This window comes from Streptococcus sp. 1055 (assembly GCF_013276815.1).
Classification (GTDB): Bacteria; Bacillota; Bacilli; order Lactobacillales; family Streptococcaceae; genus Streptococcus; species Streptococcus pseudopneumoniae.
Map to the genome: position 1 here is coordinate 25,699 of NZ_VMLT01000068.1, position 17,821 is coordinate 43,519.

General features: G+C 37.6%; 16 protein-coding genes and 1 pseudogene. All 17 read right to left on the reverse strand.

Going from position 1 to position 17,821, the window contains the following annotated elements; genetic code table 11:
• Positions 1–52: 52 nt before the first annotated feature.
• Positions 53–2,731 (reverse strand): DEAD/DEAH box helicase family protein, encoded by a 2,679-nt coding sequence (locus HT699_RS06705; protein WP_172934197.1) that lies wholly within the window; start codon positions 2,729–2,731, stop codon positions 53–55.
• Between the two features lie 271 nt (positions 2,732–3,002).
• A complete protein-coding gene (locus HT699_RS06710; RefSeq protein ID WP_023936623.1) occupies positions 3,003–3,806 on the reverse strand; it encodes a Fic/DOC family protein in 804 nt (267 codons plus the stop codon).
• Positions 3,807–4,162: 356 nt separating this feature from the next.
• Positions 4,163–4,729 (reverse strand): hypothetical protein, encoded by a 567-nt coding sequence (locus tag HT699_RS06715; protein ID WP_000253751.1) that lies wholly within the window; start codon positions 4,727–4,729, stop codon positions 4,163–4,165.
• Positions 4,719–6,062, reverse strand: coding sequence for an AAA family ATPase (locus HT699_RS06720; protein ID WP_000778677.1), 1,344 nt, complete (start codon positions 6,060–6,062; stop codon positions 4,719–4,721). Before HT699_RS06720 ends, HT699_RS06715 begins: the two co-directional genes overlap by 11 nt.
• 106 nt (positions 6,063–6,168) lie before the next feature.
• Positions 6,169–8,820 (reverse strand): valine--tRNA ligase, encoded by a 2,652-nt coding sequence (locus tag HT699_RS06725; RefSeq protein WP_138701090.1) that lies wholly within the window; start codon positions 8,818–8,820, stop codon positions 6,169–6,171.
• Positions 8,821–8,946: 126 nt separating this feature from the next.
• Positions 8,947–9,948, reverse strand: coding sequence for a virulence RhuM family protein (locus tag HT699_RS06730; RefSeq protein WP_001002884.1), 1,002 nt, complete (start codon positions 9,946–9,948; stop codon positions 8,947–8,949).
• Positions 9,949–9,979: 31 nt separating this feature from the next.
• Entirely contained in the window at positions 9,980–11,221 is a 1,242-nt protein-coding gene (locus tag HT699_RS06735) for a hypothetical protein (protein WP_138701091.1), read from the reverse strand.
• Positions 11,222–11,520: 299 nt separating this feature from the next.
• Positions 11,521–12,753: a hypothetical protein gene (locus tag HT699_RS06740; protein ID WP_050223594.1), complete on the reverse strand. Its 1,233-nt coding sequence runs from the start codon at positions 12,751–12,753 to the stop codon at positions 11,521–11,523.
• A gap of 5 nt (positions 12,754–12,758) precedes the next feature.
• Positions 12,759–12,914, reverse strand: a complete 156-nt coding sequence (locus HT699_RS06745) for a hypothetical protein (protein ID WP_004237269.1) — start codon at positions 12,912–12,914, stop codon at positions 12,759–12,761.
• Between the two features lie 30 nt (positions 12,915–12,944).
• The gene (locus tag HT699_RS06750; RefSeq protein ID WP_007284866.1) at positions 12,945–13,142 is read right to left on the reverse strand and encodes a hypothetical protein; all 198 of its coding nucleotides are present in this window, start codon (positions 13,140–13,142) and stop codon (positions 12,945–12,947) included.
• A gap of 296 nt (positions 13,143–13,438) precedes the next feature.
• The gene (locus HT699_RS06755; RefSeq protein ID WP_031222973.1) at positions 13,439–14,017 is read right to left on the reverse strand and encodes an AAA family ATPase; all 579 of its coding nucleotides are present in this window, start codon (positions 14,015–14,017) and stop codon (positions 13,439–13,441) included.
• Positions 14,017–14,577 carry a GNAT family protein gene (locus HT699_RS06760; RefSeq protein ID WP_138701092.1) on the reverse strand — a complete coding sequence of 187 codons (561 nt, stop codon included), beginning with the start codon at positions 14,575–14,577 and terminating at the stop codon, positions 14,017–14,019. Before HT699_RS06760 ends, HT699_RS06755 begins: the two co-directional genes overlap by 1 nt.
• Positions 14,564–15,141: pseudogene (locus HT699_RS06765) on the reverse strand (flavin reductase family protein). The gene HT699_RS06760 and the pseudogene HT699_RS06765 overlap by 14 nt, the downstream one beginning before the upstream one ends.
• Positions 15,142–15,423: 282 nt before the next feature.
• Positions 15,424–15,819: a helix-hairpin-helix domain-containing protein gene (locus tag HT699_RS06770; protein WP_000038630.1), complete on the reverse strand. Its 396-nt coding sequence runs from the start codon at positions 15,817–15,819 to the stop codon at positions 15,424–15,426.
• A 95-nt stretch (positions 15,820–15,914) separates the two neighbouring features.
• Positions 15,915–16,169: a DUF1912 family protein gene (locus tag HT699_RS06775; RefSeq protein ID WP_000119707.1), complete on the reverse strand. Its 255-nt coding sequence runs from the start codon at positions 16,167–16,169 to the stop codon at positions 15,915–15,917.
• A 9-nt stretch (positions 16,170–16,178) separates the two neighbouring features.
• Complete coding sequence (locus HT699_RS06780; RefSeq protein WP_172934198.1) at positions 16,179–17,480, reverse strand: DUF438 domain-containing protein; 1,302 nt, start codon at positions 17,478–17,480, stop codon at positions 16,179–16,181.
• Positions 17,480–17,713 carry a DUF1858 domain-containing protein gene (locus tag HT699_RS06785; RefSeq protein WP_041171405.1) on the reverse strand — a complete coding sequence of 78 codons (234 nt, stop codon included), beginning with the start codon at positions 17,711–17,713 and terminating at the stop codon, positions 17,480–17,482. Before HT699_RS06785 ends, HT699_RS06780 begins: the two co-directional genes overlap by 1 nt.
• Positions 17,714–17,821: the final 108 nt, after the last annotated feature.

Sequence of the window (17,821 nt, forward strand, 5' to 3'; positions counted from 1 at the left end):
CAGTCTCACTAAAGAAATGAAAATCATACATAGAAATTTTTAAAAATTTTCTCTATCGTAAACCTGCCACTAGTTCAGAAACTATACTAGCTGATTCCAAACGTAATATGGTCATTTCATCTACCTTCCCTAATAATGGCATTGCGCCATACCAAACAATGGTCTTGTTTACCAAAAGAATAGGCGTGACTATTTTTGATTGAGTAAAAGATACTTTAATTTTCTTGCTCTTCAACTGGTCTAGCCATGCTTTATTTGCAACCGTCTCTGGTATACATATCTCAATTTGACTAATCCTAAATTCTTTTAGAAATTTCATCAGTTTTGTCTGGTGCACATAAGGTAAAATAAGCATACATTCCTGTCTTTCCCCTGCTAAGTCCTCTCTCAACACCTTCTCATATCTACTATCAACATAAACGAATTGTTTCTCCTCACCCTCGATGGCACGATAATCCATCTTTCGATAAGCTACTTGTCGTTTCTGAAACATCTTTTCTAAATAAGGAACATGAATATCCACATAATCGAAAATCCGTACCAAAGACTTATCCTTGTAGTTTCTATGAATCCGACCTGCATACTGAATTAAATTATTTTTCCAAGAAAAAGGTGCTGCCAAGATAAGCGTGTCCAACTGAGGTAAGTCAAAACCTTCGCCAATGTATTTTCCAGTTGACAACAATACAAACCCTTTATCTAGCTGTTCTAATACCTCCAGTAAACTTGTTCTCTCTCGGACTTTGGTTTTTCCGCTAATAATATAACAGTCATCAACCTCTTTCTCTTTCAATAACTTTTCAAAGACATCTATCTGTTGAATTCGATTGACTAGAACCAAGATATTCCGCCCTTCTGCCACTTGGTCTAGAATATCCTTGAGAATCATCTGATTCCTCACTGAGTCTGTAGCAATCCAATCACTAAGCTGTATAAAATTACTTGCTTTGGTCTTTTCAATTTCCAGATGACCAAAAGAAGTAAATCTTAATTGCAATTGCCGTTTAAAAGATGTTTCCCTCTTATCAGCAGTATGGAGTATCTCACCAATTCTCTGAAAAACAATAGGCTCATGACCATTCTTACGTTCAGGCGTAGCCGTTAAACCGTAAAGATACTTCCCTCTATACTGAGCAACAACTTTTTCAAACATCAAGGCAGAGACATGATGACACTCATCCACAATCATCATCTCATACTCATCCAAAAGACTTTGACTATTTTCCAACTTAAATAGAGATTGAATCATAACAACATCAACCAGTTTACTCAGCCATTTCTTAGTCCCACCGTACTGCCCAACATAGCCGATTACCTTTTCACGACCTGATGGTGTATAACGGGTAGCTTCTGCCTCTTCGAAAGTCAAAAAATGGTTTAAACGATCCAGCCATTGGTCTAAGAGTTGCCTATTATGGACTAGAATAATTGTTTTTGTTTTCCGTTCAGAGATAAGAGCAGCACCTAAAACGGTCTTCCCAAAACCAGTCTCCGCATGAAGTAAACCATTTTCTTTGGAAATCATATCTGACAGGGCTAACTCTTGCTCAAAAGTGAGTTCTCCCTTAAATTCCACTCTAATAGACCTCTGTACCTTTCTCCTATCTTCCACAGATACCTGCTTAAATTTATCTTGCAATGGATACAGTAAACCTCTTGGCAGCCATAAATAATGATCGGATTCTCCAAATAAATACATTCGCTCAGGAATTTGATAGGTTGGCTGTCGCATAGCCTGCTTTAAATAAAATTCGGGATTAGAAAACGAAGCCATATTTTTCAAGAAAAACAGTGTCTTGGGTGTCACAGACGATTTTTCAAGTTGGATCATATTGGATAAGACGACCTTCAACTCCTTGTCCAATTCTTGCTTGCCTAACTCCTCTTGGATTAACAGTGCCACTTTAGCAGTTGAAACCCTCTGAATCTCTTGTAGATACCTCCATTGGTCTTCATAAGGCTGAAACTGTTCATCCACAAAGACCGTTCGCCCTTGATGATAAGCTTCTCCTTGAAAAGGAAGGGCAATCAAATTACCAAATCCACCTTTAGGAAGAACATCCTGATTTGGAAACATGCGATCAAAAGAATCAAAGGACAGTTGCATACTTTCCTGCATTGCCAGTTCTAACAGTTTCTTTCCAAACAAGCGAGCCTCTCGACTCGGAATCGCTTCCTCAAAGAAGAACCAAATATGGAGTCCGTGACCCGAACGAGAAATCTCTAAATGGGCTTCCATCTGGCGTTCCCTGGCTATTCTTCGAATGGTTAAACCTGCTTCTTTCCAATCTCCTTCATCAAAATCCAGTACCAAAAAATAACAGCTATCATCTAAGTGCATAGGAAAGATACCGATAGCTGTCTCCCCACGAAAATGAGATTTCAAAACGGAGTCCGTTAATGTCTGGAAACTCCGTTTTTCAGGTGGCAACTGCTTCCAACCATAATCATAGGAAGGAAAATACTGAATTTTCCCTTGATCATTGATAAAACTCTTAGCATAAACATCAAAACGGCCAGCAAACACAGAGGTAAACAATTGTAATTTTTCTTGCGTCGTCAAGTGACTACTTTGAAGTTGGAACATCTCCTCGAACTGAGAGCGTTCCATAACAAACTGACTCTTGTCTTTAAGACGTTTACACAAGAAAAACTCACTTTCCCCATTAAAAGAAGAAAAGACATCAAGTACTTCTACCACAATTCCATCCAAAGAAACAAAAACAGCCATAACAATCACCTCCTTGATTCCTATAGGCTGATTATAACAAGAATAGCTGAAATTGTACACGAAAATAAAATCCTAATAGTACTCATTTTGTATGTGGCTAATATTCCGTCTCGCTCCGGAATGTACGAGGTAAATAGAGTTTAAACGAGCAGTCTATAAAATTCAAAAAACGCATATTATCAAGTGACCTAAAACTTTGATGATATACGTTTTCTTGTGAGAATATTTACTTCATTTTTTCCTAAAATTCAATGTTTACTCAGTATTAGGATTATGAAAAATCGAGGTCTAAATCTAGATACATTTTTTCTGAAGACAAATCATTTTGACCACCGAGCAAGAGATTTTCAAAAAAAGCTGTTAAAAACTCAGGACGTCGCTGTAAAATCTTTGCATTATCTAATACCAAGGCATCACGAAAATACTTGGCATGTTGCTGAAATGGTGTATTATCAATATCAAAACCAAACTCACGAAGATACTGAATCAAAAAGACCGTTACTGTCCGAGTGTTTCCTTCGCGAAATGGATGAATCTGCCAGATTCCTGAAATAAAATGCTGGATTTGTTTAACCACATCCGCCTGAGTTAGTGTCGCATATGCAACTTGTTTTTCCTGATTAAAATCATAATCCAAGGTCATTTGAATCATGGAGTAATCAGAGTACACAACACTTTCACCATTCAAAACAGGTTCATTCTTTGTGATATTGGTCTGACGAAATTGCCCCACCGGAATAGAGGGTTCAAATATATCTTGAAACAACTCCTTATGAATAGCAAGTAAGGTCGCAGGACTAAAGCTAAAGCCTCTTCGAGACAATAGTTCTACAATACGTAGAGAAACCAAGTCTGCCTCTTCCGTACTTGCATCAATAGTATGGTGATAAGCCGTTGCATCCTCATAAACCTGCTCGTAAGTCAGTTCACCCCGGGACTGTTTCTCAGCCAAAGATTCCATATACGCTGATGGCACTAGATTGTCAACTTTCTGCAGACCAAAACCTATCCGCCATAAGTCACGCTTAGCTTCATAAGACAAGTTTGGGTTGTCAATGTTGTAAGTTGGTTGCATAGAAATATCCTTTCAATTGTTTTTCTGTGTCATCGGTAAATGGTGAAATTGGGGTGAACTATAAAAAACATTCATAATAAGTTCTATGAAGAAGTAATAAAAGAGTTATACTCAACATCCCATGCACTCATTTGTAATGCCTTTTGGATGAATGGTTTGATTAAATGAATAATTCTAGCTTGCATACTTATCAAACTCATAGGATACACCACTCTGAACTCGTTGGTTTGTTCAAATCCCCCAACACCTGAGAAGAAACTGCAATGTTGTACTTCTCAGAGCGGTTCGAACTTAGAGGGGTTGTTGTGTAGTGAGCTGGTTTTTAATCAAAGCTATAAAATTTTAGTATTTTAATTTTAACTGACTAAATTATTATTCTCTATAAATTCTATAAATTTTTCAGGGGGATATTTAAAAGATTCAATTCCATAAAAATCTTCTAAAGCCCTAAAATTTTCAACTTTATAAGGTGACTTACCACTTATTTTTGCCTGATGTTGTCTAATTTCATTTAAATGTCTTTTACCTTTTTGTGATTTAACTACAGTAACTGTCACTATTTTTTTATAATCAGTTTTTTGCAATCCATAAAAATTTTCTAGTAGGAACAAACTCGATAATATTTTAGCTCTAACGTTAGCATATGGAATATTTTTTGAATTCTTAAACTCTATTAAATATAATTTACTATCAGCATCTACAGGAAGAAGAGGCAGAATTGTATCTACAGATTGCCATTTATCAAAGCTATGTTTTTTAAAAATAATTTCTGAAATCTTATCAAAATTATAACAAGTATATTTAGAGTTTACCAAATTATAGTTAGAATCAGAATCATATGAGCAGGTTTTAATATCGCTACGACATTCAGAAAATCTAATATTAAAATCATGTAATATAGAGAAAATTATTTTACTCACCATCAAAATCCTCCGCTAGCTCCTCAAGGCGATTTAAAGGAACATACATTTGCTCATAAATCTTATCAATCGAGTCAGTAACATCTTCAATAGAACTATTAGCAAGATAATACTTAACAGAATCATTTGTATCATTTTTTTTGCTAAATATATCAATCGCTTCAACTAAATAAGGACTATGGGAATTGATTAAGATATGTAATCCAAATTCTTTCTGAAGTAATACTATAATTTCAGCAAATTTCAATTGCCATTCTGGATGTAAATGGACTTCTGGTTCATCTAAAATGAGTGTCCCATTTTCTCTAATCACACCATTTTCTAAAAGAGATTTAATTAAATAGAACGTTTTCATACCTGAAGAATAATTGATTATATTAAGTTTTTTTTCATCTTCCTCATCTTCTGAACTATTAACAATATCAGTCTTCAATATATGATTTATTTCATTAAACACCAAATTTAATCTGTCAGTTATCTTAGCTCGTAATGTGTAAGTGTTGTTTCTTTCATCTCTAAGCTGCTCCATTAAATGAGCATTATGATCCAATTTTAAATCAATTTTATTTAAAAATTCATTTAAAAATTTAGTTGAAAATTTATTTAAAAATTTAGTTGAAAATAAATTTTCAACTATTGCAGCAGCATCATCTATGTATACTACATCTGTTTTAAAATTTATCAATTTATCTGCAGTAGCTCTATTTTTGTTAACTTCAACATTTATTTGTTCATCTTTTATTCTTAAAGAAATTAGTCCTGTCAATGGGTCGTATATATTATTTATTTGATTATGAAATTCATCAGTTAAATGAGCAGTTAAAATTTGGTTAAAGATAGATTGGTCTGACTGAGATAGAATTTCTTTTATATTTTCAGATAAAACATTTAGGTCCAAATCCTTAATATTTAATACAAAGTATTTTGAATTTCGTTTATTGAATTCATTAATTGATTCAATGATACTCTTCTTAAGGGATTCGTTATTATGTTCACTATAATTTTTATCAAGAAATATCAATAAATTTTTTGAAATGATTTTTGTCAATTCTGTATAAAGGAAACTCGGAACGATTCTTCTAGCAATCCCTATTTCAGAATTATTTTTACGATTCATTTCGATATCAGAGAGATAGTCTTCTAAAAAATCATTAATTGCTTTAGTTCGATCGTTAGAAATTTTTTTTATAACATCATAATTGGCACTAAATATTGAAAATAAAGAACGACTTATTGTACTTTTTCCAGTGCCATTTTGACCTGCAATAACTGAAATTCCATTTATTTCAATTTCTGCATTCTTTACATTACCTATATTTTCTATTGTTAGTTTCATATATATTCTCCTTTCACCATGGAGGCAGTACTATCAGTTTAACACAAACTACATAAAAAAGCAGGTGTGAGGTGTAAATCATCTTCCAAGTATATCTCACTTCACACTACTTCACCAACTTCTTCATATCATCAATACGTGCAACTGTCGCGTCGTATTTGGCTTGGTAGTCGGCTTGTTTGTCGCGTTCTTTTTGGACGACTTCTGGTTTAGCATTGGCGACGAAGCGTTCGTTAGAGAGTTTCTTGCCCACCATATCTAGTTCTTTTTGCCATTTAGCCAGTTCCTTGTCGAGACGAGCCAGTTCTTCTTCGACATTGAGGAGGTCTGCCAGTGGCAAGTAGATTTCTGCTCCTGTGATGACGCTTGACATTGCGAGTTCAGGTGCAGGGATGTTTGATGCAATTTCCAAGTGTTCTGGATTTGTGAAACGTTTGATGTAGTTGACATTGCTGTTAAAGAAGGCTTCCAAGTCACTATCGCTAGTCTTAACAAGGATTGTGATTGGCTTACTTGGTGCTACGTTTACTTCCGCACGCGCATTACGAACGGCACGGATCAAGTCTTTGAGACTTTCCACACCAGTGTGAGCCGCAAGGTCTTCAAAGGCTAGATTAACAGTTGGGTATGCAGCTGTCACGATAGAGCCTTCTGAGATTTGTCCAAAGATTTCCTCTGTCACGAATGGCATGATCGGGTGAAGGAGACGAAGAATCTTATCCAAAGTATAAAGGAGAACAGAACGCGTGATGACTTTCTCTTCTTCGTTGTCACTATAAAGGACTTCCTTGGTCAACTCAACATACCAGTCCGCAAACTCATCCCAGATGAAGTTGTAGAGGATGTGTCCAGCCACACCAAACTCAAACTTGTCAAAGTTGGCAGTTGCTTTTCCGATGGTTTCATTGAGGTTGTGGAGAATCCAGCGATCTGTGACATTTCCAGCTTCCTTGTTGGCAACTTTTTCCACATTGGCAGTTGCTTGCTCAAGGGTCAAGCCTTCATTGTTCATGAGGATGTAGCGAGAGATGTTCCAGATCTTGTTAATGAAGTTCCATGAGGCATCCATTTTCTCGTAAGAGAAGCGGACGTCTTGACCTGGTGCAGAACCGTTTGAAAGGAACCAACGAAGGGCATCGGCACCGTATTTCTCGATGACATCCATTGGGTCAATCCCGTTACCGAGAGACTTAGACATCTTGCGTCCTTGCTCGTCACGAATGAGACCGTGGATAAGGACATTTTGGAATGGTTGACGGCCTGTGAATTCCAATGACTGGAAGATCATACGAGACACCCAGAAGAAGATGATGTCGTAACCTGTTACCAAGGTTGAAGTTGGGAAGTAACGTTTGAAGTCTGCTGAGTCGACATCAGGCCAGTCCATAGTTGAGAATGGCCAAAGGGCAGAACTGAACCAAGTATCCAAGACGTCTTCGTCCTGAGTCCATCCGTCACCTTCTGGAGCTTCTTCGCCAACGTACATTTCACCCTCAGCATTGTACCAAGCAGGGATTTGGTGACCCCACCAGAGCTGACGAGAGATTACCCAGTCGTGGACATTTTCCATCCATTGGAGGAAGGTATCGTTGAAACGAGGTGGGTAGAATTCAACCTTGTCCTCTGTGTCTTGGTTGGCAATGGCGTTCTTAGCCAAATGGTCCATCTTGACGAACCATTGAGTAGACAAGCGTGGTTCAACCACAACACCAGTACGCTCTGAGTGACCAACACTGTGGACACGTTTTTCAATTTTAACGAGGGCACCGATTTCTTCCAACTTAGCAACGACTGCCTTACGAGCTTCAAAACGGTCCATGCCTGCAAATTCGAAGGCTAAGTCATTCATAGTACCGTCGTCGTTCATAACATTGACTTGTGGCAAGTTGTGACGTTGACCAACCAAGAAGTCGTTTGGATCGTGGGCAGGTGTAATTTTCACGACACCAGTACCAAACTCAGGATCTGCGTGCTCATCACCAACGATTGGGATCAATTTATTAGCGATTGGAAGGACGACGTTTTTACCGATCAAGTCCTTGTAGCGTGGGTCTTCTGGATTGACCGCAACCGCAACGTCCCCAAACATGGTCTCAGGACGAGTGGTCGCAACTTCAAGGGCGCGAGATCCGTCTTCCAGCATGTAGTTCATGTGGTAGAAGGCACCTTCGACATCCTTGTGGATAACTTCAATATCAGAAAGGGCTGTGCGTGCAGCTGGGTCCCAGTTGATGATGAATTCACCACGATAGATCCACCCTTTCTTGTAAAGGTCCACAAAGACCTTACGAACAGCTTTTGACAAACCTTCGTCAAGAGTGAAACGCTCACGAGAGTAGTCTACAGAGAGCCCCATCTTACCCCATTGTTCCTTGATAGTAGTGGCATATTCGTCTTTCCATTCCCAGACCTTGTCGAGGAATTTTTTACGACCTAGGTCATAACGTGTAATGCCTTCTCCACGCAAGCGCTCCTCAACCTTAGCCTGAGTGGCAATCCCAGCGTGGTCCATACCTGGAAGCCAAAGGGTATCAAAGCCTTGCATGCGTTTTTGACGGATGATGATATCTTGCAAAGTCGTATCCCAAGCGTGACCAAGGTGAAGTTTCCCAGTTACGTTTGGTGGCGGAATGACGATTGAATAAGGCTTAGCCTTTTGATCTCCTGAAGGCTTGAAAACATCAGCGTCAAGCCATTTTTGGTAACGACCAGCCTCAACCTCGGCTGGATTGTATTTAGGTGAAAGTTCTTTAGACATGTGTTTGTCCTTTCTAGTTAATATCTTTAAATAAAATTAGTATGTAGAAGATATGCCTTGATTCAGCACATCTGATTTTTTCAGTATCTTCTATTAGTAAAAAAGAAACTGTATAAAAATTTTACATTAACTTTCTCTCATTATCTTCAGAATATGTTTATCAAAGTCCGATATAATTTTTTGAGTTCGGTTAAATTTTTCATACTCTTGGATGGCTTTTGAGTCTGCTTGTTTCTTGGAAATGCTTCCTTTTCCTTCTAAGATTTCATATTCATTAAAGGATAGAAAGCGATCAATACTATCTGCCAATCCTCGCATTGTAAACGTATTACGGCGCTCAACTAAACCCTCGATATAATCAAAATAGGCTGTAACAGTTCGCTCTAGTTGTCGAATTTCTTTTTCTTGCAAATAATTTTTGGCTACCGTTACATCTGATTTGAGCACTCGTCCATCAGGTGCATGTTTCCAAGTAGTTAATCCCATTTTTTCTTTACTAGCATCAGCTTGCTGATAGATAATTTCTGCAGCCGTACTTCCAGTAATTGCATAATGAAATTTATTTTGCACCATAGCATAGAAGTTTTTAGTAATATCCGAGTTTCGATCATAATCTATGGCACATTCGGCAAAGATATCCGTAATTTGTTGATAGATTCGGCGCTCGCTAGAACGAATAGAGCGAATTCGTTCTAAAAGTTCACGGAAATAATCTTGTCCGAAAACTGTCTGTCCTTGTTTCAAGCGTTCATCATTCAAAACAAAACCTTTGATGATAAATTCTTTCAAGGTCTTGGTTGCCCAAATTCTAAATTGAGTAGCCTTGCTGGAATTTACGCGATAGCCAACTGAAATGATAGCATCCAGATTGTAATATTCAAGTTCACGTCGGACAGTTCTATTTCCCTCTTGTTGAACCTGTGCAAATTTTGCACAAGTTGACACCTTATCCAACTCACCACTATCATAAATGTTTTTTAAGTGCTTTGTAATGACACTTCGTTCAACTCCAAAGAGCTCTGCAAGACCTTTTTGAGTCAACCAAAGATTTTCATCTTGTAAAAGGATATCTAGCTGAACGTCGCCATTTGGTGTAGTATACAGGATGAAATTAGAAATTTCATTCAAGACAATTTCACCTCCCCCCTTCCATAAACAATTACTTCTCTTTCTTAAACTTTATGCCGTTTTCTTTCAGCTTTTTAACGGTTACAGGACCAATTCCCTTCAAAGCGAGAACTTCTTTTTCAGTCCATTTTTTGAAATCTGAAGATGTACGAATCCCATTTTCAACAAAGATGCGAACAAGATCCATCCGGATTCCCTTCATTTTTTCCTCGCTCATAAAGGAGTACCAGTCTGTAACCTGGGATAGATTTCTTAACACACTGGAATGATTCGAAAATACTGGTTTACGACGGAATTTCTTGGCTTCTTTTGTTAAAAATTCTGTTAAGATAATATTTTCTTGTAAATAGTCAAGCAGAGGATACAAACTAGCTTGTAGCGATTCAACTGAATTTGAACAATAGCATTCTTGGTCTTCTATATCTATAACTTTGAATTGCCAATCTTCCTCTATAAAGAATTCAACAGCTTCATCATTTATTTCCACTAATTTTGCAAATAGCTGACTTGCTTCTTCAATTTTTCCTTGAGAAAAAGCAGAGATGATGGCATGAATAAGAATGGTATCATCCCGTTTCCCTTTATTCAATTCTTCACGATAGAAACGCTCAACCTTTAGCTCCTGACCGGTGATATGATACAAGGAAAGCATACAGAAGACAAAATTAGGAGGAAACCGTTCTGGTCGCTTACTCAAATATAGGTCAATCAATTCTATAGCCTTAGAATTGAAGTTCTCCATCATATAATACTCAATCAGAAACATCAGAGCAGACAGGATAGAGCGTGCTTCAAAATAATTCCAACTATTGTATCCATTCACTTTCCATTTTTCTAAAACTAGAATTTCAAAATCCAATACTTTTTTAAAAGTTGACAAATCAAAATCTTCAACTTCTGATAAGAATAAATGAAAATCAGCAGCAAAATAATCTGGATTTATTTTTAAAACTTGCTTTAACAATTTATTTCGCTTCTGTGTATTCGGAGTATGCATAGCTTCTCTAAATAAAGCATGATCCTGATTCCAATCAAAAGTCCTATTTTTCAGTTGGTAATTGATTAGCTGAACATCTGGATACTCTCCGTGTTCATCAGCATATTGCATCACTGCTGTATGTAGTTCATCGAAATTTTGAATGGTACGACGTTCTACAAAAGTTGGATTTTTGACCATGATTTCTGTCCAAGCAGCCTCTTCTTCAGAAATAACTTTGATATCCAACTTTTGCTGGCGTTTTAATTCTTTTTTTCTATTTTTCTTTTTAGGCATCTATTTTCCCCTTTAATTCATCCTGCAATAGACCCGACTCAACTGGCTTAGATATCCTTTGGGACTCAGCTACAGGCTTGAATGGGAAATCTCAGTTTCTTTGTGATTCGTTTACTTTGAAAGTTATCCCCCAAGCGTGACTAAGGTAGAGTTTTTTCCAGTTACATTTGGTGGTGGTAATCACAATTGAATAAGGCTTAGCCTTTTGATCTCCTGACGGCTTGAAAACATCCGTATCAAGGCATTTTTGGTAACGACCAGCCTAAACATAGGATGGAGTGTATTTAGGTGAAAGTTGATTAGACATTATTTTTTCTCCTTTTATGAATATTTCTTTTATATCTACGATTTATTAATACACTGTGCATGTTGTCACGATACACGTAATATCCATTATGGGTGTTTAAATAGAAATACTGTAATAACCAAATTATAGCCTTCCCAATAACTAATGATAATATGAAACAAACGAAAATAATTATAGTTGAGGCAAATAATTCAGACATCCAATCAGCTGCGGGAGTTATAAATTCGACCAATTTCATCTTAATCTTTAAACCCCAAATAATTTCGGTTAACTTTGGAATAATACTCAACATTAATAGAGTAAGAAAACTATATAGTTGAGTTCGATAGAGGTGTCTATCCATTTTCTCAGTTCTTATTGGTTTTTTCTTATATTTTTTTGTATCAAATTGAGAATTTATTTCTCCAATTAGACTAGGAATTAATATTGGCAAAAACCAGGTTAAAGCATTTATTAATTCATTTTCAACTTGATTAAATATTGCTAACAACAATATACAGATTGTTCCAGTTAGCCATGATGATATTACTTCTTTGGTATCTTTTGCACCATGTCTAATTAGATTATGAATTCTCCACCAGAATATTAAATAAAGCGCAATAAATGAATTAAATATAAAAATGTCAGTTATTAAATCGGAATGAAAATCAATAGCTTTAGAAATAAAGTAATAAATATAGATATAATACCATAAAAACGAAATAATAAGCATCGTGGCATATACATTCCACAGTGTCTTTCCCTTTACGATATCTATTTTATTAACTTTTTGAAATATCTTGATTGATCCTACAGTTTTTATAACAGATAATACAAATGGTAATATTAAAAGTATTACAATGATAATCCAGTTATTTATGTGATTTTTACTTATGCCATAATTAATAAAAAAATATTGAGATAAGTTGATTAAAGTTGATTCAACTAGATTTAGGTTATAAAGAATGTAAGTCAAGATTCCGCAAAATATTCCATCCCATGCGTTCATAAAAGCTAAAGATTTAGTACTTTTAGTAAGAAAAACTCTAAACTTATTAAATCGATTTTTATAGTTAAACACATATATTAGTATCAAGGCAAATTGTAAAATTATAACTAATTTAAAATCGGTAAGACAGAATACAATTAGAGATATTATTGGAAAATACGTTAGCGCATACATAAGTATTTTCCAAGTTTGAGCAAAAAGATTCTTCAATCTATTGTCAGTATTAAAATAATACATTAATTTCAATCTTTGCCTCCTAAATCTAATCTAAAGGTTGGTAAATCAAAATCTTCAACCTCTGATAAGAATGGGTGAAAATCAGCAGCAAAATAATCTGGATTGATCTTTAAAACTTGTTTTAACAGTTCATTTCGCTTCTGTGTATTTGGAGTATGCATAGCTTCTCTAAATAAAGCATGATCCTGATTCTAATCAAAAATCCTATTTTTCAGTTGGTAATTGATTAGCTGAACATCTGGATACTCTCCATGTTCATCAGCATATTGCATCACTGTTGTATGTAGTTCATCGAAATTTTGAATGGTCCGACGTTCTACAAAAGTTGGTTTTTTAGCCAGTAGTTCTGTCCAGACAACCTCTTCTTCAGAAACGACTTTGATATCCAACTTTTGCTGGCGGTTTAATTCTTTTTTCTATTTTTCTTTTTAGCCATCTATTTTCTCCTCTAACTCATTCTTCAATAAATCAAACTCTACCTCTGCTGTATTGGATATTCTTACGACCTCGGATACAGGCTTAAATGGGAAATCCCAGTTTCTTTGTGATTCGTTTACTTTGAAGGGTGTACTCCAAGCGCGATTAAGGTAGAGTTTTCCAGTTACATTTGGTGGTAGGAATCACGAACGAAAAAGATTGAGACTTTTGAACTTCTTGAGTCTTGAGAACGTCTTCATGAAGTTGTTTAGATATGTGTGTGTCCTTTCTCTATTGTATTCATTTTATTTTGAATTTGCTTAGCAGCTTCTTCTGCAGACAAATTCGTATTATTTATTTTAAAGTAGTGGTGCAACTCATTCGGTTGATATTGGGAATTTAATTGAAGTGTTTCAGCGGTCTCTAAAATTTCTCTTTCAGATACCTCAATATGCCGTTTTAAGGGTTTGTGCTTTAATCGATTCTCCGTTCGATTTCGACGTATGCACTCTTCAAGACTTGTTTCCAACTCAACAAAAAGAATCTCTTGATGATAATCATCCAACAAATTCTGAATTTGCTTTAAATACATCAGCTGATACTGATTTGAAAAATCAATTACATCTGTTAAAATTACTGATCGCTGATTTCTTGCACTTGCTCCAAGGAATGAAAAAGTGATTCCACGAACAAATTCCCACATTTCCTCTGTATAGTCCTGATAGATTTCTAGTGCAAAATCAATGGCTTGATGGTTATAAAATAGGGTAGCATCCGTCAGTCGAGATAATTCTTGACCAATGGTCATTTTTCCTGATGCTGGAGCACCAATGATGAAAAGATGCATCAAATCACCTCCCACTCGCTCTTCAGCAAGCCGTATCTCAAATCATCACAGCGATTCCTTTGGGCATCTTTGCGGTCTCGGATACGAGCTTCGAGGGTAAATCCAAGTTTTTCTGCGACTCGTTGACTTTGGACATTATAACCAAAACAAGTCAGTTCAATCTTGTGGAGACCCAAATCTTTAAAAGCTAAGTCAATCAAGGCAAGCGCTGCTTCTGGTACATAGCCTCGCCCCCAATAGTCTGGGTGTAAGGTATAGCCGATTTCCAGCACATCATCTTCATGGCGATGGTTGAAATCAACAGAGCCAACGATCTTATCCGTTCCTTTGACGACAATCCCGTAGCCTGCTGGGAGATTTTCCTTTTGATTACGCTTCGGAAGAATGTGCTCCAGATAATAAATCTCATCTTCCAAGGTCTTGACTGGAGGAAAACCTGCTGGATAGGCGACCTCTGGGAGACTAGCGTAGGTATGGATATCCTCAGCATCTGCCACTGTACGAACTCGTAGGACGAGTCGTTCGGTTTCTAATCGTTCTGGTAATTCAGCTCTTGACATCCTTCATCCTCGCTTTCTTAATGAAGCTCCCCATAGGGTCTACTCGGTCATCTAAATAGCGATAAACGCGCTGGTGGCCATCCCCATAAAGTAAGTAGGTGCAAAACGGTCATTTCTAAAATGTCCCTTTTCATCCAAAAGTTCTGGGTCAACAAATCGCTCAACAATCTTAGCGAAAATATGACAAATTCCCTCTTCCTCATCAATCCTATCTACCTGACATTCTAACACGACTGGACAAAACTCTAAAATCGGTGCCTGAGTCCGTTCAGAAATCTCGTAGTCTAGCCCCAGGTGTTTCAATTTCTCTCTATGACTGATAAAACCAGCCTGCTCCATCTCGAGCATGAGATTTTCATCAGGGATATTCACGGTGAACTGTTGATAATGCTTAATCTGCTCAGTCGCATTTTCTTCAGCACCAACACCAATGACTAGCCAATCTCCCAAGCTATAAGAGGAGCTACAGGTCGTAATATTGTGTCCAAAATTCTGATCCTGATACCCCAAAATGAAGATAGGAAAACCATAATAGAGTTTACTTGTTTTAAAAGATTGCTTCATAACAAGCTCCTTTGACTAAGACGCAAAAGAAAATCCCTGCCATCTACATGACAGGGACGAATGTGTTTATCCGCGGTACCACCCAATTTCGGGCCAAGCCCGCATCTTTAGTCTTTAAAATAAAAAGACAGAAATATTTCATTTTTTCAGTCATTAGCAACCAGTTTTGACACATTTGTGGACTTCTCAGCGCCGCCACTTTCTGTAAAATGTAGGATTCAAAACACCTCTAATGGCTCTATTGTAGCAAGTTTTTCTCGGAAATGCAAGACTCAAGAAAAATTACTTGAACTTGATGCCATTTTCTTTCAATTTCTTGATGGTAGCTGGGCCGATTCCTTTCAAGGCAAGGAGTTCTTTTTCAGTCCAGTTTTTGAAATCTGAAGCAGACTTGATTCCTTCATCATAGAAAGTCTTGGCACGATCAAGGGGAAGTCCACCCAAGTTTGCTGCAAAATCTTCTACAGAATTAACTACTTTTTGAGCTTGCTCTTTGGTAGCTTCTACTGCTTGTTCAACTTTTTTAGAAACAGCCTTACCAGCTGCGCTTGCTGACTGTTCTGCACGCTTCACGACTTTTTTTGTCTCATCTACAACCTTAGTCACAGTACTTGAAAAGGCACCTGCACGACGGAGACTATTTCGTAATTGTTTTTTACGATTGAGTTTCTTTGACATGATAAAATCCTTTCAATAAAAAATCCCTGCTCTGACAAGGATTTAATATAAATATTCTATCAAGATTTTAGTGAAAAATCAAGAACCTATCTCGTTTAATAATTTCGCTCACCAAACAAGCCTTCTGGCAAATCATGGAATCCCTTTCCTGCTTTGAAATTTTCAAACTTACCAAGCAAGAACTGATAAGCATCCAAACGACTTTCGTAGCGAATCATGGCATCTTTGGCACGTTCGTCTTGGTCTTCTTCGTAGACCTTTTGACTTTCCTTATGCGCCATGTCGTTGATCATGATTTGGGTATTGACCCAAGCTTCAAATTCCTTCATAAATTCTTGTTCGTAACTCATTTTTTCTCCTTATTCTAATCCACGGAAATAGTCCGTGTCAATCTCATGGTAGGGTTGAATATCCTGAACGTACTCCAACACACCTTGGAATTCTCCGTTTTCATCGTGCACTGCAGCGTAGGTGATGTGGACAAACTTACCTCGCGACTCAGACTTAATCCACATTTCATACTTGTCCTTGGTTCCCTCACGAAGCCCCTTCATGATGGTTTTGACCTTGTCCAAGTACTTAGGTGGATGACAGAGTTCGACATTGCGCCCAACTTGGGACGGTGTTCGTTTGAAAATCATCTCATCAGCTGGCGTATTGTCATTGTAATACTGGAAAATATCGTCTTTATTGACAAAGGTAATTTCCATGGGGAGGTGATTGAGGATGAGATTAGCCTGCTCGACTGAAAGATAGCCATTACCAAAAGACTGCTGACTATGGCGATCCAACACTGCTTCCTTTTCCTTAGGGGTAAAGGTAATGGTAAACTGTCCTTCTGGCGTATCTAGCTGTACAGGCTCCTCTTCACTCTTTTCCTCAACAAAACTCTGGCGTTCTGGCACCCATTTCTCAGACGGACGGATAATAGCATAGCCATAGGCATCGCTCTCCTCCGCAATCTGAAGCCAGTCATCCTGAGTAAAGGACTCAAGGAGAATCATGAGAAGGATAGATTCTTCCTTGAAAATCATACTTTCAAACTCTGTCGCAAAAGCTTCAAAAGCTTCTTTTACGCTGCTAATTGACACTTCTGGTAGTGACTTGGCTGTCGCTAAAGCTGTTTGAAAGAGTTCCCTGATCTGATCATCCACTCCCCACATAACTTTTGGAGGTGAATCGTGTCCATAGCGCTCCATGATGGGGAAGAAGAGCTCTTCCTTACGTTGGTAATGGATGTCAAATTGCCCCAAAAGACCCATCTGACGCACCAAGCCCTTGCGCATCTCCGCCAGCATTTCTTCATCTTCCATAGACTCATAGGTATCCAACAATCTCCGAATACGAATCAAGGCCGCACGGAGGGCTAGATTTTCTTCTTTGAAAATCCGAACTGGGTGACCTGGGTGCTCGGTATCTGCAACTTCGACATCCTTAACAGCATTTTTAAAAAGATTGGCATGAACATCACAGAGTTCCATGACATCTTCAAAGGTGACACCTGAGTCTGAGTTCATCAGCTCGTGCTCCATAAGGGAAATCACGATGGCTGAAACACCTGTAAAGGTCGCATCAAAGCGCTCCTGAACCGACTCAGGAGAGGAGCCATTATGCAATTCTAACAAAATATCCCGCAGGACATGAATTCGTTCATCTGCCATTAGTCTAACCCAATCACTTCGTAACCGTTTGCTTCCAGCGTGCGGACAATCTTGTCCATAGGAGTTCCTTCAAGCTTAGAACCTTGTTTGAGCGATACTTTACGACCAACTGTGTTGCGCATTAAGGGATTGGCAAGGGGGTTAAAACCCAACTCCACTAGAATTTCCAAGACTTCTGGATGCTTGTCCACCACTTCTGCAACGGGAATTGACACATCGATGATATTGTCCATGACGACCTCCTTTGTATGTTCTAATACTCAATGAAAATCAAAGAGCAAACTAGGAAGCTAGCCGCAGGTTGCTCAAAACAGTGTTTTGAGGTTGTGGATAGAACTGAC